The following is a 17,624-nucleotide window of genomic DNA, read 5'->3' on the forward strand; positions in this document are numbered from 1 at the left end:
CGCGTATCGTGGTATCGAAGGCCGATTTCGAGGGCAAAACCGTTGTCGTCACGGGCGCCGGCGGCGGCCTCGGTTCGGCGATCGTTGAGCTCATGGCCGAGCGCGGCGCGCGCATCGTCGGCTGCGACCAGTCGGTAGAAGCGCTGGCCGGGCCGCATATCGCCTCTCGCCACGTCTTCAACCTGCTCGACCGGGCCTCGATCGAAGCGGCAATCCCGGCACTGCTCGACAAAGACGGCGTTCCCGACATCCTGATCAACAATGCCGGCTGGACGCGCGCCGAGACCTTGAAGGTGCTGACGGCGGACAAGATCGAAGAGGAGCTCGACCTCAATTTGACCGGCGTGATGACCTTCGCCGATCCGCTGATCAAGGCGATGTCCAAGCGCGGCGCGGGCAGCGTCGTGTTCATCTCCTCGGTCAACGCCATCGCGCATTTCGGCAATCCGGCCTATGCCGCTGCCAAGGCCGGCATCAACGCCTATGCCAAGTCGATCGCCGTCGAGCTTGGCCGCAGCGGCGTGCGCGCCAATGTCGTCTGTCCGGGCTCGATCCGCACCGCCGCCTGGGACCATCGTCTGGCCAAGGATCCCGAGATCCTCGGCCGGCTCAAGCGGCTCTATCCGCTTGGCCGCATCGTCGACGCTTCGGAGGTAGCGGAAGCCGTCGCTTTCCTTGCCTCCGACCGCGCTTCCGGCATAACAGGTGCCGTGGTGCCCGTGGATGCCGGGCTGACAGCCGGTTACCTGCCTTTCATCGACGACATACTGGGAGCGTGACCATGACCGACGTCCAGTTCCGCAACCTGTCGAAATCCTTCGGCCAGCACAAGATCCTCGAAGATATCAATCTCGACATCCGGACCGGTGAGTTCGTCGTGCTGGTCGGCCCCTCCGGCTGCGGCAAGTCGACCTTGCTGCGCATGCTGGCCGGGCTGGAGACGATCACCTCCGGCGATCTCGTCATCGGCGGCACGCGCGCCAACGACCTGCCGCCGCAGAAGCGCAACATCGCTATGGTGTTCCAGTCCTACGCGCTGTTTCCACATCTGAAGGCTTCGGAGAATATCGGCTTCGGCCCGAAAATCCGCGGTGAGAACCGCGCCGCGATCGATGACAAGGTCAAGAAGGCCTCGGGCGTGCTCAACCTCTTCTCCTATCTCGACCGCTATCCCAGGCAATTGTCCGGCGGCCAGCGCCAGCGCGTCGCCATGGGCCGCGCCATCGTGCGCGAGCCTTCGGTCTTCCTGTTCGACGAGCCGCTTTCCAATCTCGACGCGCAGCTGCGCGTGCAGATGCGCACCGAGATCAAGGCGCTGCACCAGCGGCTGAAATCGACCATCGTCTATGTCACCCACGACCAGATCGAGGCGATGACCATGGCCGACCGCATCGTGGTGATGGACCGCGGCCGCATACAGCAGGTCGGGCAGCCGCTGGAGCTCTACGACCGGCCGGCCAACAAATTCGTCGCCAGCTTCATCGGCTCGCCCTCGATGAGCTTCGTCTCCGGCGCGCTGAAGACCGCCGGAGCCAAGTCCTGGTTTGAAACGACAGGCGGCGGCCGTCTGGCGCTCCCGGACAAGGCTACGTCCGGCAGCGACACGGTCGAGGCCGGCATCAGGCCCGAGCATTTCGTGGTCGGCGCCGGCGGCGATGCCCTCGCCATTAAGGTCGATGTCGTCGAGCCGACCGGCTCGGAAACGCATGTCTATGGCTCCGTCGGCGGCGACACGGTGCGCGCAGTGTTCCGCGACCGGCTGCAGGTGAAGCCGGGCGACCGGCTGCCGGTGAGCGTCGATCCGCGCAACATCCACCTCTTCGATAAGGCGACGGGCCTGCCGCTGTGAGATGATGAGATGAAGACCCCGGCCGACATCATCACCCGCCTGCAATTGATGTCGCAGGACGGCACCAAGTCGGACCGCCGGCTGGCCGAGCTGGTGCTTTCTGACCTCGACTTCGCCTCCAAGGCCGCCATCTCGGAGATCGCGGCGCGCGTCGGTGTCAGCGAGCCGACCGTCACCCGCTTCTGCCGCAATCTCGGCTGCGAGGGCCTGCGCGATTTCAAGTTCTACCTGGCGCAGGCGATCGCCATCGGCGGCCAGTATCTGTCGCCGGAGCCGCTCAGCCGCGACGCGCGCGAGCAGCGCATCGCCTCGGCAATCACCGAGGCGGCGATCGCCGCCATCCAGCGCGCCAGCGAAAACCTCGACATGACGACGCTGATGGATGTTGCCGCCCGCATCGCTAGTTCGGGCAATGTGCTGTGCATCGGCTCAGGCGGCATCTCCTCGATGATGGCGACCGAGATGCAGAACCGGCTGTTCCGGTTGGGGCTCTCGGCGCTCGCCCAGACCGACGGCCAGCTGCAGCGCATGTATGCCGCCGTCGCGACGCCTGAGACGACGCTGCTTGCCTTCTCCGTCTCGGGCTATGCGCGCTCGGTGATCGAAGCCGTCGAGGTCGCCCAGCAATATGGCGCCGCCACCGTCGCCATCACCGCGCCGGACTCGGCTTTGGCCAAGGTCGCCGACACGGTGATCCTTATGCAGTCCGTCGAGGACGGCAACATCTACAAGCCGACCTCGTCGCGCTACGCGCTTTTGGCCATCCTCGACATGATCGCCACCACGGTGGCGGAATCGCGAGGGCCGAAAGTGCTGGAGAATCTGCGCCGCATCAAGCAGAGCGTGAACACGCTGAAGGTCGACGATCCGAAGCTGCCGCTGGGGGATTGAAGGCTACTTGGAAAGAGCCTCGACGCTCTTTGCCAGCGCGGTCGGCTCACCGACAATCCGCAACGTCTTCAGCCGCGACGTGCCGCCGGCGACCACCGAAACGGCCGACACTGGTACACCCAGCGCCTTGGCCAGCATCCGTTCCAGCGCTTGATTGGCGGCGCCGTTCTCCGGCACGGCGCGCACGCGTGCCTTGAGATGATTGCGCCCGTCGGCGGCGGTCTCGACGCCGTCAATCCGGTCGAGCGCCGCCTTCGGCGTCAGCCGCAGGAAGAGGTCGATGCCGTTCTCACGCAGCCGAAACGGCGGGCTCATCAGCCGCCGGTCACGACCCAGGACCAGACGGTGGTGACCAGAAACTGCCGGATGAAGAAGATGATCAGAAGCAGGATGATCGGCGAAATGTCGATGCCGCCGAGATCGGGCATGAAGCGGCGGATCGGGCGCAGCGCCGGATCGGTCAGCCGATAGAGCATATTGCCGACGCTGCCGACGAACTGGTTGCGCGAGTTGACGACATTGAAGGCGTAGAGCCAGGAAAAGATCGCCGAGGCGATGATGATCCACCAGTAGATATCAAGCGCCATGACGATGGTCTGAATAAGGGCGATCATGCCGGTCTCCAAAATTGTCGCCGACATGTAGCCATTGCTTGGCGAGCGGGCAAGGCCCGCGGGCTTGGCGAGCGGGCAAGGCCCGTGGGCTTGGCGTGCGGGCAGGCCCGCGGGCTTGATGTGCGGGCAAGACCCGCCCCGCCACGGCGCTTGTCCCGGCCCGGTCTTTCGCCTTGACACGAAACGGCCGCGACCGATACAAGCCCATCCGCTGGAACGGGGCTGTAGCTCAGCTGGGAGAGCGCATCGTTCGCAATGATGAGGTCAGGGGTTCGATCCCCCTCAGCTCCACCAGCGGATTTAAAATCAAGGCCTTAGCATTGGGTTTTCGCTGGTGGGACAACCAAGTGAGCCATTGCTATGCGCATGCCCGCCTACCTGTCACGCTCCCGACACGGAATCTTTTACTACCGCTACCCGATACCTAGACCGCTGCACCCCAAGAGGGCGACGACAGCTATTCGACTATCTCTGGGTACCAGGGACCGTCGGGAAGCATTGCTAATGGCGCATGGCCTCAGCTACGTAGCCTCTCTGGTGGGGTGGCACGGAGCAAAAAATCAGATGGAACATGCTGAATTTCGCAGCATCCTTTCTGCCCATTTCAAGAGCGTCTTAGAGGCTCAGAAACAATCCATCAGAGAGAATGGGCACCTATCCCCGCTTGTCGTGTACAGTTTCCAACAAGCTGTTGCGGGCGCACGTGTTCCGCACGCCGAGACCTTCAAGCAGGCAGCGGATGCGGATGCTGTCGACAATTTCTGGATCGATCAGATTCTTGAGGGATTTGGCCGCCCGACAGAAATGACGGAAGAGACACGGCGAATGCTCCGCAATGAATACCGGCGCGCGAACGGTGCGTACTGCCAAGCCGTCCTCGATTTCGATAGCACGTTTGGTAGCTACGATTTCGGTTCTGACAATCAGGCTACTGCCTCTTTGCCTCCGTCGCGAAAATCATCCGACTTTACGTCCCTGTCGCAACTGGTGACGGAGTTCTGGAAATACACAGCGCTAGAGGAACGCTGGACACCCAAAACCGAAGGCGAGAAGCAGGAACACATAGACCTGCTTTACGAGGTTCTGGGCAAAGATCTAGACGCCCGGATGGTCGACCATCCGAAGGCGCGCAGGGTGAGGGAGGTTCTCGCGTCATATCCTGTGAACCGAAACAAGGGCAAACTAACCAGAGGTAAGACGCTGGACGAGATTCTAGGGATGACAGGGCTAAAGACCCTGCATCGTCTGACGATCAACAAGTACCTTCAAACGTACAAGGGTCTATTCAATTGGGCCAAACAGAACGGCTATTGCGCAGAGAACCCGTTTTCCGGGCTGTCTTTGGGAAACAAACGCGGCAACGATGAGGCGCCCCGTCTCCCGTTCTCTAGCTCTGAGTTGGAGACACTACGCAATGCCCTTTTGGATAAGGGCAGAAATCTACAGGAGCATCACAAATGGGGCACCCTCATAGCCATGCACTCGGGTGCGCGGCTCAATGAGGTTGCTCAGCTTCACTTGGATGACATCAGGCTCATAGATGGAATCCACTGCTTCGATATCAACGGGTCGGGGCCAACGAAGAAGCTAAAGAATGCCTCATCGAAACGAGTCGTACCGATTCATCCGCGTTTGATCGAATATGGTCTGCTTGAATATATAGATGCAGTGCGCGCCAAACCGGGGAATGAACGCCTATTTCCTCAGCTCACCTACACAGCGTCGGATGGCTATGGTCGAAACCTGGGCAGATGGTTCAATGAAACTTTCCTGCCAGACATGAACCTAAAGACCAGGCAACTGACATTCCATAGCCTACGGCATTCGGTCGTAAACCAGCTAATTAAAGCGGAGGTCAGTCAACCTCATATCATGGCGATCGTGGGACATGAGCCGGGAACCACCACCCTCAGCACCTACAACCGCAACGGCTTTCCGCCTGCACAGCTTCTTGCTGCTCTGGAGAAGGTATTTTAGCGGGCTATTTTTCCGAGAGTGGTTGCCGCAGTCTACGAACCAGAGCCTCCACATCGAGGTCGATGATAGCCGCAATATCCAGCAGCTCGACTAGATCGATACGGCGCTCACCGCTCTCAATGTTCGCTATGAAAGGCTGATGTCGCCCAAAAGCCTTGGCGACCTGTGCCTGAGACATGCCCTTAGAGCGACGCTGCTCAGCCAGTGCCGCCGCTATCATCAGATGACGTTTTGAGTGCAGCGACTTCGGCATGGCCCGTTGACGACAAGTTCAACAGGCGGGTAATCCGAAATTCAGATTATCCAAAAATCGGATATTTGTGTCAGATACAGGCTGCGATTTGGGGAAACAGACAGGGGTTACAGATGGAAATTTTGCTGGTGCTGATCGTGCTTGGAGCAGCAGTGTTCTATTTCCTCAAAGGGAACGCTCGGAGAGGTGCCGAGACCGTAAGAGCGTCGATATTCCTGACCGGCTTGGAGTCTGGACACACGGTCGCTGAAGCCAACCTTGTGGCTAGCATGGATGCGGAGCAGATGCCGGCCGCCATGATCCACAACGCCATGGACCACGTTCGACTGTTCTACGGAGGCAAGCAGTTGTCCATGATCGCGGAAGCGTATCGAAAGGGTATGAAGCCTAAGCTCGCAATGTGGAATCAAGTCCTGATAGACGTGCTGCATTCCTCTGTGCCGGAGCACGGTAGCGTGAAGCATAAGACTGACAACAGCGACACTCATGGACATCGCAGCGGCGTCTCCCAAGAGATTGACGAAGCCCACAAAGCGCGAAACCAGCGGATGGGCTTTGACGAATATCTGAGAGCAGTCGTAGCTGAGGCCAAGCGCCTGGACGGCAAGGCTGGCACTGACTTGCATTGGATTGAGCTGACTGACGATGAAGGCACAAAGCGTGCTTACAGGGATGGGATAGACCCCAAGTGGCTCGCTGCCGAAATCTTGAAGGTAGGGCCACCGTGGCGCGTGAGCTAAACGCCCCAGGGAAGGCCCGCAGGACTCGTTTGTTCTCTCGTCGCGGGAGATTGGCGCGGGATCGCCCTGCCCCCTCTCAGCGGCCTTCCCTGTTCGATTTGGGGCCTATCCTGTTAAAGCCCCCAGGCTAGCAATCTGGCTTCGGCTTGATCGTGTGCCTTTTCTTCGATGCGGAGGACGGTTTGCCTCGTCAAGCCCGCTGCCTTGGCAATGGCTGAAGTGCCCGCGCCATCAGCAAGCATTTCCCTAACAAGCTGATATTGACGCCGGTCATAGGTCGGCTTGCGACCACGGTACTTTGTGTCCATCGTTTTGGCATGTTCTATGCCTGCCCTCTGCGCTTCCTTTGTCGCCTCTGCTTGCGCCTGAGCGGTTGCCGCCATGAACGCGATAAGTGCATCTCGGACGGCCAGCTTCATCGGATCAGTGGTTGCACCATCGAACGTCATGTCGTTGATAACCGTTCTGATGGTAACGCCTCTGCGCATGAACTCCCTGATCACGTCACAGACATCTTGGTAGTTTCGCCCGAGCCGGTCTACCCATCGCACCACCAACGTATCGCCCTTGCGGAGCATGTCATACAGGCGCCTACCTTCTGGGCGATCCGCGAGCCTAGTGCTCAAGCCGGATGCTCCGTGGTCGGAAACTACAGTGTCAATCTCAAAGCCTGCCTTCCTGGCTTGTGCTTCCTGATGCTCAATGGTCTGATCGGTTGTCGAAACTCGGGCATAGAGGATGACGGACATCACAGCTCCTGTGTACGATAGGGTAGTGTCCGTAAATAATACTGTACGTTGACTCATGTCAACCCTTACGTACACCTCGTTCTCAGCCGGCCTAGTTGCGAGTGACTCGGGATCAAGGTAGCTACAACGGCTAGGTTTAAAGGGAGGGGTTATGATCTTCACAAAGTTGGGGTTGGCCATTGCGTGGCTGTTAGTGGTGCTTAGCGGCCTTCGATTGGTGCTCGCCTTCGCCATCGCTTACACGACAGGTCAAGCTACCGCTCCCGAATACTTCGGATCAAAAACCGTAGGCGAGGTTATCGATCAGGGTGCTCTGTATCTCTTGATCGGCGTCACTGTGGGAATAGTGGCCGAGATAAGCCGATCGGTGGGAGTGAAGGCCGAACTCAGAAAGCAGGTGCTGGAGAACGAGTCTCGTTAGCATAGCCCAGGGTTCCATAGGCTACAGCTTAATAGCCACGCCCTGTTCATCCGCCAATGCCACTTTATCGAGTTACTACCATGTTCTAGCTGGTAGCGCAGGCCCAAGCCGAAGCGGACTGCTAGCATGGCTACTAGTATGCTGTGGATAATGTATCTAGCTATGTATCATGTTCGACCGTAGCGTTAGCGGAGTGAGCATGGATTATATGATACTTATAGATATGATACTATATACAGTATCATCACATGATACTTATCAGATAGTAATCTTACTGATAACTAGTATTTATCTCTTGGGCCATGGCTGTGATTGCAATCTATGTATCATGCTATGATTGTTGTATTATCGTTGGATTCAGTATGATATCATAATCTTATTTGTTATCTATTCGTTATACTATCTGGCTACCGTCAACCGATACCGGCCAGAGTTAGTATCCAGGTCTGTATACCTAGATCTTACCCATAGCTGCACCAATAGCCTTTATGTCCACATAGGGAGCTCAATAGCCATCGGCCAAGCACAAAGGGTATCGGCTCCCATACGCTGGCTTTCCAATCTGTAGCTGGCAGTCACATCGGAATTTCCATGTGCGGCAAAAACCGAAGGAAGCGTCTTAGGCACCCCATGGGGGAATACGCATCTTTCGTTGTATTGATATCCCCGCGAAAAATTTCGTTGTCCCGAGCCACCAGCGTGCAACCACCTTTTAAGCGCCGCTGGGGGCTCATCGAGGACCAACGATCGCGGTCGCTACACCGTCGTCCCGCAGACCACTCGGGAGGCTGCTCAGTCCCCTACGCTCACTCTCACCAATAAAAAAGCTGGCAAAGTCCAAGGCACCCGTTGTGCATTCGTCGCGGATAAAATATCGCAATGGCATAACCACGGTTATCTCCATGCCCACTGATATTACCTTTGACACATTGCTGGATACGTCTCTCTCGGACGTATCGAGTGTCGACGAGCTAAAGACCGCTCTTAACAAGCGCGTGTTAAGCCTAGTCAATGACTATGAAGACGGACAATGGCGTTATAGCCGCTTTCAAAACTATCTCTGGGACAACATCGCCCAGACCGCACTATCACAGAGAGAGCGGAACGCGTTGATTGGCAAGAGCCATACAACCCTTGTCGAGTCCGCTAAAAATCTACGCCTCACCGACAACGACAAAATTGGCCAGGGAAGCGAAATAGCTGAGGTATTCCTATACGGAGTAATGAAAGATCATTTTGGTGCCCTGCCGGTTGTTCCAAAGATTTTCTATAAGCAGAACTCGCAGGACAACGCCAAAGGGGCCGATAGTGTTCATGTCGTGGTGAAAGACAACGACTTTACCTTATGGTTTGGAGAGGCCAAATTTTACAATTCGTTGTCAGACGCCAGATTGGATTCCATCGTTAGCTCAGTCATCGAGTCGCTTCGCACGGATAAGCTCAAAAAAGAAAATAGTATCGTTACAAACATATCAGACATACACGACCTCGAGCTACCCAGCGACCTCAAGGCAAAGATAATAGAGTCCATTCAACCACGAGAGTCGATCGATAACATAAAGAAAAAGATCAATATCCCGATAATGCTTCTATATGAATGCTCCTTAACGTCATCGACGTCGATCTTTAATGAAGCGTACAGAAACTCGCTTATCGCTCACCATAAAGATAGAGCTGAGTCATATTTCAAGAAGCAGGTGGCAGCATCGTCGGCTGTATTCATGTACAATGAGATCAAATTTCATGTTATCTTCTTTCCTGTTCCGAACAAAGAAAAGATTGTCAAAGCGTTTGTCGACGGTGTATCATTCTATAAGGCGCAAGCGTGATGGACATATTTCAGGCATGCCAAGAAATCAACCATCTCAACTTGGCGGGGAGGGTCTCTGAGGCTCGGAATAAGCTAATTCTCCTGCTCGGAGAACTAAGTCAGGAGGAAGCTCGATATCCTGACTTTTTGAACCACCTTATCCGCGAAGCTGGCCTCTATCCATATCTGCAACTGGAAACTGCCTCGTGGCAGGAGAAGTTCGTAAACGAGGCCTTCAAGGTTGACGTTGGGCGCGCCGCCGCCACTCTCCACAGAGAACAATCCTATGTTCTTTCTCGCCTACTGGAAGGGGCAGATATCGCGGTGAGTGCGCCGACCAGCTTTGGCAAAAGCTTTATAATCGACGCGTTCATAGCCGCGAAGCGCCCGCAAAACGTGTTCATTATCGTTCCGACCATCGCGCTTATGGACGAGACGCGGCGTCGTATATTCAAGAAATTCTCGGACAAATATAACATAGTTACAGCTACTGAAATGACGTTGGCGGAGTTCAACATCTTTATTTTCCCGCAGGAGCGAGCGTTCAGTTATATCGATAGAGTGGCTTCCATCGACCTTCTCATTGTTGATGAGTTCTATAAGGCAAGCGCCAGTCATGACAAGGAACGATCTCCGTCATTGCTGAAAGCGATACTCAAGCTTTCCAAGAAGGCTAAACAGAGGTACTTTCTTGCTCCGAATGTAAAGACGATTGAGAAAAACGTATTTACAAAGGGCATGGAGTTCATAGAATTTCTCGATTTCAATACGGTGTACCTTGAGAAGTATGAGTGGTACAAGGAGATAGGCGACGATGAGGAGCTTAAAGGTCAAAAGCTTCTTGAGATTATAGCCCCGAGAAAAGCCAAGTCTTTGATCTATGCTGGGTCATATCCCCAGATCGACAGGGTCGCAAACTTGATCATGACGAGCATGGAGGTACTCGACCGGCCCGTGCTGAATCATTTTTCGAAGTGGCTTGCTGAAAATTATGGACCAAACTGGCAGTTGACACACCTTGTTCGAAGGGGCGTTGGCATCCACAACGGACGGATGCATCGTTCGCTTAGTCAGATCCAGATCAAGATATTCGAGTCCCCTGATGGGTTCGATAGTATCATCTCTACATCGTCAATTATCGAGGGAGTTAACACTTCCGCAGAGAACGTGATCATCTGGAGGAATCGGCTAGGCAATACGCGTCTGAACGACTTTACCTATAGGAACATAATCGGTAGAGGCGGAAGGATGTTCAAGCATTTTGTCGGCAACATATATCTGCTTGAGTCCCCTCCAAGGGAAGAGTCCACTCAGTTGGAGATTCAATTTCCTGATGCGATCCTTGGGGACCTAGACGAAGTTGAACACCGCGACGACTTAGACGATAGGCAGGTAGAGCACATTATCGCGTATAAGGTAGAAATGTCTGAGATTTTGGGTGAGGACGAGTTCGAAAGGATCACCAAAGGGAACCTTATCCAGAATAGTGACTCCGACTTCATACTCGAATTGGCGCGAAATATGAAGAGGAATCCGGCAGACTGGAACGGGTTTGGCTATCTAAATTCCGACGACCCAAACCATTGGGACAGGATGCTTTACAAGGTTATTAATCTGAGCCCGTCTGGATGGGATATTCAATTCTCAAAATTGGTAGCATTTATCAAGGTTCTGTCAGAAAACTGGAGGCACGGCATACCAAGGCTCCTGTTGCGCCTCGATCAAGTGGGTATTGGGTTGGAACAATTTTTCCAACTTGAGAGAAATGTTACGTTCAAGATGTCCGCCCTACTGAGAGATGTTAACGAGCTTCATAAGATAATAGTGAACCCGTCTGTCGATGTATCTCCGTTCATTTTTAAGCTCAGCCATGCGTTTCTGCCGGGTGTCGTGTATCAGCTTGAGGAATACGGACTACCTCGCATGATTTCCCGAAAGATTGACAAGGAAGGTCTTATTAATTTATCAGGTACCTCTCTTGAACTCAGGAGCGCGATCGCTCAGTTTCAAGAGATAGGGGTGGACGGGGTTAACTCCTTGACGTCACTCACCGCATTTGATCGGTATATCGTAAAATACTTCTTCGAAGGCATTACGCAGGATAGCATTGCGGCCTAGGCCTAGTGGTTGTTGGTCTCATATGTAGTTCACGACCAGGTTATCCTAGGAAGACGTCAGCCGCTTAGTACCATGCACGTTTCAGCGAGGCCCGATCGTACCTAAAGCGATGACCTTAGCGGTAAGCTATTCCGACGTAGATGGCGATGATCGCAAGCGTCGTTCCGATCGTCCATTGCCAGTGAGCAAGCCAGAAATCTGCAAGCACTTGCGCCAGCCTCGCGGTCCAATGCCGTTCGTAAGAACCCATCAGGATGATGATGCCGCTGCTGTGATCGTTTTGAGGCGGGACGTACTTTCCCTGATACCATCCGGAAATGCGTTGCTTGAAAGCCATTGGGACCCCCTTCTCTCAGACGATTTAATTCCAGAAGGCGGAGTTTCAAGCGAAAATCAGCGCGGGAAAGTAGGATTGAGCGGTGACGTTGCGCCAGCAGAGGTCGCGCTACGGGCCGTGCGCACTGGTAGCAGGTTCTATCACTCAGACGGCTCGCCGGACTTGCAAAGGCGCCGTTTTGCTGGCAGGTGAGACATCAAGGTGAGACATCCCGTCCCACTCCCTGCTACGTAGCCCATGGTACGCAAGGCTTTGTGAATCTTGGTGGACGCCCCCCTCAGCTCCACCAGCCAGCACACGCACGTGCTTCTCATCGGCTTTTGCCTTCCTCGCTCAGCATTTTGTGACCGCCGGATTTCGGGTCGCATGCTTGGAACCAATGGAGGGGCAAGAGGGTTCAGCTATACTTTTGAAGCTGATAGTCCCCGGCCAGCTGGGTAAGCGGCGATGCTTGAGGAGTTCTCCATCATGAAGATTTCGTCCAGGTTCCGTTCAGTCGCGGTTGCGGCCATTGCTGCCGCTGGCGTCAGCATTGCCAGCGCCGCGCATGCCGACAGCGGCACGATCCGCTTCTCCGTCTACAAGGCTGCCTTCTTCATCGGCGGTTCCGGCGGGGAAGGCACGCTGACCTTCCATGGCAAACGCTATCCGATCTCGATCGGCGGCATCTCGGGCGGCCTGGCCTTCGGCGCATCCAAGACCTATTTTCAGGGCAGGGTGCGCCACATCCGACGCGCCAGCGATGTGACGGGCGTCTACGGCGCGGCCGGCGGTGGCGGCGCGCTCGGCAGAGGCGCCCAGGTGATCGTCATGACCAATGACAAGGGCGCCCAACTCGAGCTCACCGGCCGGCAGGTCGGCCTGCAGGTCAACGCCGACCTCAGCGGCATGAGCATCGCGCTGAAGAGGTAGGAGCCCCAGCTCCGTCCGTTATTCCTGGACGGGCCGGTTCAGGCGTTGCCCGGGCGCGCAATGTCAGCGACAAGATCGCGCTGGGCAGGGCCAGGCGGCGAGTTTTACCTCTCCGCCGAGCCTGCCAAGGGCGGGGTGTTCCCACTTTGAATCAACACGGGCCTGCAGGCATCCCGCTTGCCAAAGAAGGGCGGCTCACCTCAATCGTCCCAATCATCCCAATTGTCTTCGTCCGACGGCGGGTCGTCGGGAACGACCCGGATAATCGGCCGCGCACGCTGATAGCGCCAGGAATACTCGTCCGGCGGCTGAGGCTCATAGGTGCGGTATGCAGGACGGTCGTAGTGGTGGCGCCTCCAGTATTTGTGCTTTTTATGCGGTCGCACGCAGTAGCCGTCCTCGGTCAGGTAGGCGCATGTGACATGCGCCTGCTGCACCAGGCCGCTTCTGGCCGGCATGCCAATCATCGGCGCCGCGTGGACCGCTGGCATCACCGCCAGCATGGTCCCGGCAAGGGCAAGAACAGACAATTTCATCGGCCTCTCCAACGTCTCCAGACTAAGGCCGGAAGAACGTCCTGATTGGGGACGATTTGCGGCGGCGGAGATCACTTTGATTTGCGGCCGCACATATGAGCGTTAGATCATGTATTGCGCCGGTATGCCCAAACCCGCCTTCAGGCTTGAAGTCCACGGAGCCGCCGGTGTCCTTCACGCAATCCTTGGCGACCCGACGCATCCCATAACGCTAATTCGCCAGCTGATCGAGAAGCGTGTCGATTTCCCCTTTCTTTGGCGCTTCGGGCGAAGCAGGGGAGGCCTGCGGGTCGGCGAAAGCGGGTTCGGCCGCCGGCGCGGTGGTCCCTGCTTCGGCCGCGCCACCGGCGTTCGAACCTGGCGGCGCCGCCGCATTATCCGTCTTGCCGATGTCTGGCGCCATGGCGGGTTCCGGAGCCGCGGGCAGCGCTTTGGGCCGGGGCGCGGCGTTGCGCAGAAGACCGCCGATCAGATCCGCCGCTCCCTTGCCGGAGCCGTCGCCGTTCGAGCCCGTTTGGCCCGGGATCAGCTTCTCGAGGTTGAGTTTCCCGGTTGGCAGCCCAAGGCGGCTCAACATATCCAGCGCGCCCTGCGGGTCTTTGGCCAACGCGCTCAAGTCCGGATAGGCACGGGGCGCGAATAGCGGGCCTTGGACCACGATCGGCACCCCGATGCCCTTCACGGCAACGTCGCCTCCCTGCCCGGCAAGCGAGGCGACGACGCGGGGGTTGAGACGGATGTCGAGCGTCTGGTCGGCGAAGTCTATCTTGCCCGAGCCGTCCATTCGCACCAGCGGACCCAGCAGGCTGATGTCCGTCGTCTGCGCGACGCCGTTCTCGATGGCAAAAGAGGCGCCGAGTTCGGTGAACGTCGTCTTCTTGGTCTGATCCTGCTTGAAGCCGCTGGAAAGCAGTCCGACCAGGTTGTTGTAGACCTCCGCTATGTCGATGCCGCGGAAAGCGCCGTCGCCGAATTTTGCCGCCGCCTTGCCGCCGAGGGAGCGGGCAAGCGATTTCGTGGTCTTTCCCGGGCCTGAAACCGCGACCGTCGCATTGAGCGTTCCTTCGATGCGGTCGAAATCCGCCGCATCATGGAGCAAGGGAGCCGCGGCCGCGCCGGCGATCGCAGTGTTCAGGTTCAGGGAAGCGGCGTCGTTGGAGCCGTCGGCTGTCATTTCCGCGGCAATCGTGCCGCCGTAGAAGGGACTTTGCGGCACGTTCAGGTGCGCCTTGCCATCAGCAATCACCAGAGTGGTCGCCACCGGCCCGGCGAAGACCTTTCCATAGCCGAGCTTATCGGCCTGGATATCCACCTTGGCATCAATTCCCTTGAGGAAGGAGAGATCGATCGGCGCGTCGGTGGCGCCGTTCGGCTTCTGCGTTCCGCCCGTGGCAGCCTCGCCGCCGCCGGCGAACGCCGCGAAGTCAAGCTTCGCGAAATTGAGCGACGTCCGGATGTTGAGGGGCTCCCCAAGTTTCATCGAGCCCTGGCCCGACGCCTTGACCCCGTTCAAGGCAACAGAGGTTTTCTGAAAGGAAAGCTGTCCTGGCCAGGCGTCCACGTCACCTTTGAAGGCAAAGTCTCGCAGACCGTGGGAAGCACTCTGCCCCAGCCATTGCATGAGCTTGTCGACCGAGGCCGATGTGACCGAAACCTGACCCTTGAACGTGCCGCCGCCCCCGGCAGCGCCGCTTATGCTGCCTTCGAGGTACTTGGAGGAAACCGAAAGGCTGATCGGCCCGGACGCATCGGCAACGGAGCCGCTGGCCAGAAAGGATGCAGGTGCGAGCTGGGACTTGAACGTCACGGCCTGTCCCCGCCAGACGAGCTTGCCCGTCAAATCGACCGGCTTGCCGACATCGTGAACCTTCGCGTCAAGATTGAGTCCGGTGATGTCGTCGGCCGTCCGGGCCTCGGCAAGTGCTGCGAGCGGAAGCTTGCCTTCGCGAATTCCGACCGTTCCCTGCAGATTGACGCTGCTGCGTATGCGCTCTGCGGTGAGTCCGCGAAAAGCGAACCCCATATCGGCGGTCAGCTTGCCGGACAACGGCACGGATTGCCCGACCAGCTTCGCTATAGAGCCGATGTCCAGCCCTGAACTCGCAATATTGCCCCGTATGGTCGGAGGCGTTTCACCGACATTCGTCGAGGCTTTCGCGGTAACGCTTCCCGCATCGAGGCCGAAGTGCTCCAGCTTCGCCTCGAGATGTCCATCGCGCAGCGTGGCGGCGAGCTGGACATCGGAAGCCCGTATCTTGCCGCCGACCAATTCATCGATGGCAACGCTGATATCGGCATCGAACGCAGAGAGCATCGCGAGGTCGGGCTCGCCGGAGCCGGCCGAAACCTTGCCCGCGCTGGAACCACCCTTTCCAATATCGCTCAAGGCGTCGATATCGACGCGCTTTGCCGCCAGGTCGGCGAAGAAGCGATGCCGCGCCCCGGGCTGAAAGAGCGCGTCCATCCGGAAGCTCTGGTCGCCGATCTCGAACTTTCCACCCTTGATCTGATAACTGCCGTTCTCGTTGAGCTGGATCTCTCCACTGGCATGCAAGGAAGAGAATTTGGCAACCGGCGCCGGGTCGAGTCGCGCCTCGATGGCGATCTGGGCCGGCAGCCGTTTCAGGATAGGCCCCAAGGCGGAAAGGTTCCCGCTCATTTCAATGCGACGGCCGCCGCTGGTGCCGGCCAATGAAAACGAGACCTCCCGGTCGAGGTCCGGAACCCTCAGATCGGCGTCGATTGCTGTCACCTTAGCGGCATTGCCGGTCGACGCGCCTGAGGCAAGGGTGCCATTCGTTATCGTCAGCTGGTTGATCGCCAGCCGCTCGAGCGTATCGACAATCGCCGCGAACGGATCGGCCTGAACATCCTTCGGTTCCGGAGCTGATGCCGCGTTTGCCGAAGCTTTGAGCGCGATTACCGGACCCGCCAGCGCCACGGACTGTATCTCAAGCTTTTTCGACCACAGCGACGACGGCGTTATCGAAGTCGAGAACCGCGGAGCGGATATCGCGATGTCGCCCGTGCCGGTCGAAAGCGAGATATCGTCCGCGACCACCGCCAGCTTGGGCAGCAGCGATAGTCTGACAGGTCCGTCCAGCCGAATTGTCATTCCGGTTGCGGATGACAGTTGCCGGCTCAATTCGGCACGAACCCAGTCGATTGAAACAAGAGCGGGCACAAGGAAGAGCAGCCCGACGGAAAGAACAACAGCTACGGTGAGTGCAGCGACGATTTTTCTCACATCGACCCGCCAAAATGATCGGAAGAATCAGTATCGTTAAACATACATGCTTCTGGCGCCCGACTGAATCCTGTCGAACCACGGGGTTCGCGCCGGACGAATTTCGCACTGCTTCCGCGGACCCGTCGGCTCTTTCGCCCAAGGCATCGCGATCGAAGCCATTCGCAGGCAAGTGTTCCCGGACCAGAGGGTTTGGAAACGATCAGCCGGTTTCCGAGCCATTCCCGTGAAACAGACCAGGCGCATTTTCCGGCACCCGCCGCCGACATATCAGCCATTTCAATGGAGGAAGTGCCAATGTCAGTGCTCGGAACCCTGCTCCATTTCAGCCGCGCCATCATCCACGCGCACAACAATGCCAAGGTCAGAAACCTGATGGATGTCCCGCCGCCCGAAACCCGCAGGGACATGGGCCGGCATGTTTCGCCCGACGCCTCCGAAAAGGAACCCGGCGCCGTTCGCCCCGGAGGACGCTGACACAGGTGGAGTCATGACGCTGACACAGGTGGAGTCATAGAGCGTTTCACCGTTTCGCGGAGACGGTGAAACGCTCTATCTCTTTGTTTTTACGCAATTCCGGACGGAAACCGCTCACACTTTTCCTGGAATTGCTCTGGTCCCACTCACCGGGAGACTGGTGTTGCTTTGTGATTGCGTTGGCGCATAGACCACACATGCGTCTATCGTGCTGACGCAGAGCGCATCGACGCTGTTCGGCAGATTGTTGTCGCCGGCATAGGCAACCTCGGCGACACGACCGCCGATCAAGCGGATCTGCGTGTTGCAGTAGCCGCCGGGAGCGACGTTGACCGACCCTCCAACCGCCCGGATCGCGCCCACGGCCATTGTCGGCACCGCGATACTGAGGTTGCCGCGTTGCACTGTGCGCTGGTAGGTCCAGATCTGGCCGGATGAACCCACGTCGGCCGTCGCGGTCGGAAAGCCGGCGCACATGCGGACATCGGCCTCGCTGAGACCGACCATCTCCTTGCGGGCAGCAGCCGTGGTGGCGTCGACCTTGGCGATGCTCGACGTATCGTCGGGGATGACGCAGGACGACAGGATGGAGATACCTGCCGCAACAAAGGCAAGTTTTCGAATATGCAAGGATGTCATGCCGTCGGTCGGAGTTGTGTGCCGCCCCAGCGCCCTCCTGCCTACCTAGGCAAT

Annotated in this window: 18 protein-coding genes and 1 tRNA gene; 11 read left to right on the plus strand and 8 right to left on the minus strand. The window is 57.5% G+C overall.

Annotated features, from left to right (window positions below):
- Positions 1–8 precede the first annotated feature (8 nt).
- From LB528_RS12525 to LB528_RS12535, 3 genes are read left to right on the plus strand one after another with little or no spacing between them, the layout of a single operon-like run.
- Entirely contained in the window at positions 9–779 is a 771-nt protein-coding gene (locus LB528_RS12525) for an SDR family NAD(P)-dependent oxidoreductase (RefSeq protein WP_224516938.1), read from the plus strand.
- Between the two features lie 2 nt (positions 780–781).
- The gene (locus LB528_RS12530; RefSeq protein ID WP_224715102.1) at positions 782–1,849 is read left to right on the plus strand and encodes an ABC transporter ATP-binding protein; all 1,068 of its coding nucleotides are present in this window, start codon (positions 782–784) and stop codon (positions 1,847–1,849) included.
- A gap of 9 nt (positions 1,850–1,858) precedes the next feature.
- Positions 1,859–2,740, plus strand: a complete 882-nt coding sequence (locus LB528_RS12535; protein WP_224715103.1) for a MurR/RpiR family transcriptional regulator — start codon at positions 1,859–1,861, stop codon at positions 2,738–2,740.
- Between the two features lie 3 nt (positions 2,741–2,743).
- On the opposite strand, the gene LB528_RS12540 is transcribed toward LB528_RS12535, so the two are convergent.
- Positions 2,744–3,055, minus strand: a complete 312-nt coding sequence (locus tag LB528_RS12540) for a DUF167 family protein (protein WP_224715104.1) — start codon at positions 3,053–3,055, stop codon at positions 2,744–2,746.
- Entirely contained in the window at positions 3,055–3,354 is a 300-nt protein-coding gene (locus LB528_RS12545; protein WP_135888880.1) for a YggT family protein, read from the minus strand. Before LB528_RS12545 ends, LB528_RS12540 begins: the two co-directional genes overlap by 1 nt.
- A 218-nt stretch (positions 3,355–3,572) precedes the next feature.
- On the opposite strand from LB528_RS12545, the gene LB528_RS12550 reads away from it, so the two are divergent.
- Both LB528_RS12550 and LB528_RS12555 read left to right on the plus strand, forming a co-directional pair.
- Positions 3,573–3,648: transfer RNA gene (locus LB528_RS12550), tRNA-Ala, on the plus strand.
- Positions 3,649–3,720: 72 nt separating this feature from the next.
- Positions 3,721–5,331, plus strand: coding sequence for a site-specific integrase (locus tag LB528_RS12555; RefSeq protein ID WP_318012301.1), 1,611 nt, complete (start codon positions 3,721–3,723; stop codon positions 5,329–5,331).
- A gap of 4 nt (positions 5,332–5,335) precedes the next feature.
- Here LB528_RS12555 and LB528_RS12560 read toward each other — a convergent pair whose 3' ends face one another.
- Complete coding sequence (locus tag LB528_RS12560) at positions 5,336–5,584, minus strand: helix-turn-helix domain-containing protein (protein ID WP_224715106.1); 249 nt, start codon at positions 5,582–5,584, stop codon at positions 5,336–5,338.
- A 113-nt stretch (positions 5,585–5,697) separates the two neighbouring features.
- Between LB528_RS12560 and LB528_RS12565 the strand changes: the two genes are divergently transcribed.
- The gene (locus LB528_RS12565; RefSeq protein ID WP_224715107.1) at positions 5,698–6,324 is read left to right on the plus strand and encodes a hypothetical protein; all 627 of its coding nucleotides are present in this window, start codon (positions 5,698–5,700) and stop codon (positions 6,322–6,324) included.
- Positions 6,325–6,437: 113 nt separating this feature from the next.
- Here the strand turns inward: LB528_RS12565 and LB528_RS12570 are convergent, their stop codons facing one another.
- Positions 6,438–7,073 (minus strand): recombinase family protein, encoded by a 636-nt coding sequence (locus LB528_RS12570; RefSeq protein ID WP_224715108.1) that lies wholly within the window; start codon positions 7,071–7,073, stop codon positions 6,438–6,440.
- A 151-nt stretch (positions 7,074–7,224) separates the two neighbouring features.
- Here LB528_RS12570 and LB528_RS12575 point away from each other — a divergent pair, with 151 nt between their 5' ends.
- The 3 genes from LB528_RS12575 (at position 7,225) to LB528_RS12585 (ending at position 11,422) form a co-directional block, all read left to right on the plus strand.
- Entirely contained in the window at positions 7,225–7,494 is a 270-nt protein-coding gene (locus tag LB528_RS12575) for a hypothetical protein (RefSeq protein ID WP_224715109.1), read from the plus strand.
- Between the two features lie 902 nt (positions 7,495–8,396).
- The gene (locus LB528_RS12580) at positions 8,397–9,323 is read left to right on the plus strand and encodes a DUF1837 domain-containing protein (RefSeq protein ID WP_224715110.1); all 927 of its coding nucleotides are present in this window, start codon (positions 8,397–8,399) and stop codon (positions 9,321–9,323) included.
- Complete coding sequence (locus LB528_RS12585; protein ID WP_224715111.1) at positions 9,323–11,422, plus strand: DEAD/DEAH box helicase; 2,100 nt, start codon at positions 9,323–9,325, stop codon at positions 11,420–11,422. Before LB528_RS12580 ends, LB528_RS12585 begins: the two co-directional genes overlap by 1 nt.
- 115 nt (positions 11,423–11,537) lie before the next feature.
- On the opposite strand, the gene LB528_RS12590 is transcribed toward LB528_RS12585, so the two are convergent.
- On the minus strand, positions 11,538–11,759 hold the full coding sequence (locus tag LB528_RS12590; RefSeq protein ID WP_224715112.1) for a hypothetical protein: 222 nt from the start codon (positions 11,757–11,759) through the stop codon (positions 11,538–11,540).
- Positions 11,760–12,227: 468 nt separating this feature from the next.
- Here LB528_RS12590 and LB528_RS12595 point away from each other — a divergent pair, with 468 nt between their 5' ends.
- The gene (locus LB528_RS12595) at positions 12,228–12,671 is read left to right on the plus strand and encodes a hypothetical protein (RefSeq protein WP_224715113.1); all 444 of its coding nucleotides are present in this window, start codon (positions 12,228–12,230) and stop codon (positions 12,669–12,671) included.
- A gap of 200 nt (positions 12,672–12,871) precedes the next feature.
- Here LB528_RS12595 and LB528_RS12600 read toward each other — a convergent pair whose 3' ends face one another.
- Both LB528_RS12600 and LB528_RS30405 read right to left on the minus strand, forming a co-directional pair.
- Positions 12,872–13,207 carry a hypothetical protein gene (locus tag LB528_RS12600; RefSeq protein WP_224715114.1) on the minus strand — a complete coding sequence of 112 codons (336 nt, stop codon included), beginning with the start codon at positions 13,205–13,207 and terminating at the stop codon, positions 12,872–12,874.
- Positions 13,208–13,418: 211 nt separating this feature from the next.
- Complete coding sequence (locus LB528_RS30405) at positions 13,419–16,454, minus strand: AsmA family protein (RefSeq protein ID WP_224715115.1); 3,036 nt, start codon at positions 16,452–16,454, stop codon at positions 13,419–13,421.
- 297 nt (positions 16,455–16,751) lie between these two features.
- On the opposite strand from LB528_RS30405, the gene LB528_RS12610 reads away from it, so the two are divergent.
- Positions 16,752–16,931: a hypothetical protein gene (locus LB528_RS12610; RefSeq protein WP_224516949.1), complete on the plus strand. Its 180-nt coding sequence runs from the start codon at positions 16,752–16,754 to the stop codon at positions 16,929–16,931.
- Positions 16,932–17,045: 114 nt separating this feature from the next.
- Here LB528_RS12610 and LB528_RS12615 read toward each other — a convergent pair whose 3' ends face one another.
- Positions 17,046–17,570, minus strand: coding sequence for a hypothetical protein (locus tag LB528_RS12615; protein ID WP_224715116.1), 525 nt, complete (start codon positions 17,568–17,570; stop codon positions 17,046–17,048).
- Between the last annotated feature and the right edge of the window lie 54 nt (positions 17,571–17,624).

It is taken from the genome of Mesorhizobium sp. CA4 (assembly GCF_020165075.1).
Lineage (GTDB): Bacteria > Pseudomonadota > Alphaproteobacteria > Rhizobiales > Rhizobiaceae > Mesorhizobium.

Excerpts from the sequence above, each read along its gene's own strand:
- LB528_RS12530 (WP_224715102.1), top strand. The coding sequence starts at position 782 with ATGACCGACGTCCAGTTCCGCAACCTGTCGAAATCCTTCGGCCAGCAC.
- LB528_RS12535 (WP_224715103.1), top strand. The coding sequence starts at position 1,859 with ATGAAGACCCCGGCCGACATCATCACCCGCCTGCAATTGATGTCGCAG.
- LB528_RS12540 (WP_224715104.1), bottom strand. The coding sequence starts at position 3,055 with ATGAGCCCGCCGTTTCGGCTGCGTGAGAACGGCATCGACCTCTTCCTG.
- LB528_RS12545 (WP_135888880.1), bottom strand. The coding sequence starts at position 3,354 with ATGATCGCCCTTATTCAGACCATCGTCATGGCGCTTGATATCTACTGG.
- LB528_RS12555 (WP_318012301.1), top strand. The coding sequence starts at position 3,721 with ATGCCCGCCTACCTGTCACGCTCCCGACACGGAATCTTTTACTACCGC.
- LB528_RS12560 (WP_224715106.1), bottom strand. The coding sequence starts at position 5,584 with ATGCCGAAGTCGCTGCACTCAAAACGTCATCTGATGATAGCGGCGGCA.
- LB528_RS12565 (WP_224715107.1), top strand. The coding sequence starts at position 5,698 with ATGGAAATTTTGCTGGTGCTGATCGTGCTTGGAGCAGCAGTGTTCTAT.
- LB528_RS12570 (WP_224715108.1), bottom strand. The coding sequence starts at position 7,073 with ATGTCCGTCATCCTCTATGCCCGAGTTTCGACAACCGATCAGACCATT.
- LB528_RS12575 (WP_224715109.1), top strand. The coding sequence starts at position 7,225 with ATGATCTTCACAAAGTTGGGGTTGGCCATTGCGTGGCTGTTAGTGGTG.
- LB528_RS12580 (WP_224715110.1), top strand. The coding sequence starts at position 8,397 with ATGCCCACTGATATTACCTTTGACACATTGCTGGATACGTCTCTCTCG.
- LB528_RS12585 (WP_224715111.1), top strand. The coding sequence starts at position 9,323 with ATGGACATATTTCAGGCATGCCAAGAAATCAACCATCTCAACTTGGCG.
- LB528_RS12590 (WP_224715112.1), bottom strand. The coding sequence starts at position 11,759 with ATGGCTTTCAAGCAACGCATTTCCGGATGGTATCAGGGAAAGTACGTC.
- LB528_RS12595 (WP_224715113.1), top strand. The coding sequence starts at position 12,228 with ATGAAGATTTCGTCCAGGTTCCGTTCAGTCGCGGTTGCGGCCATTGCT.
- LB528_RS12600 (WP_224715114.1), bottom strand. The coding sequence starts at position 13,207 with ATGAAATTGTCTGTTCTTGCCCTTGCCGGGACCATGCTGGCGGTGATG.
- LB528_RS12610 (WP_224516949.1), top strand. The coding sequence starts at position 16,752 with ATGTCAGTGCTCGGAACCCTGCTCCATTTCAGCCGCGCCATCATCCAC.
- LB528_RS12615 (WP_224715116.1), bottom strand. The coding sequence starts at position 17,570 with ATGACATCCTTGCATATTCGAAAACTTGCCTTTGTTGCGGCAGGTATC.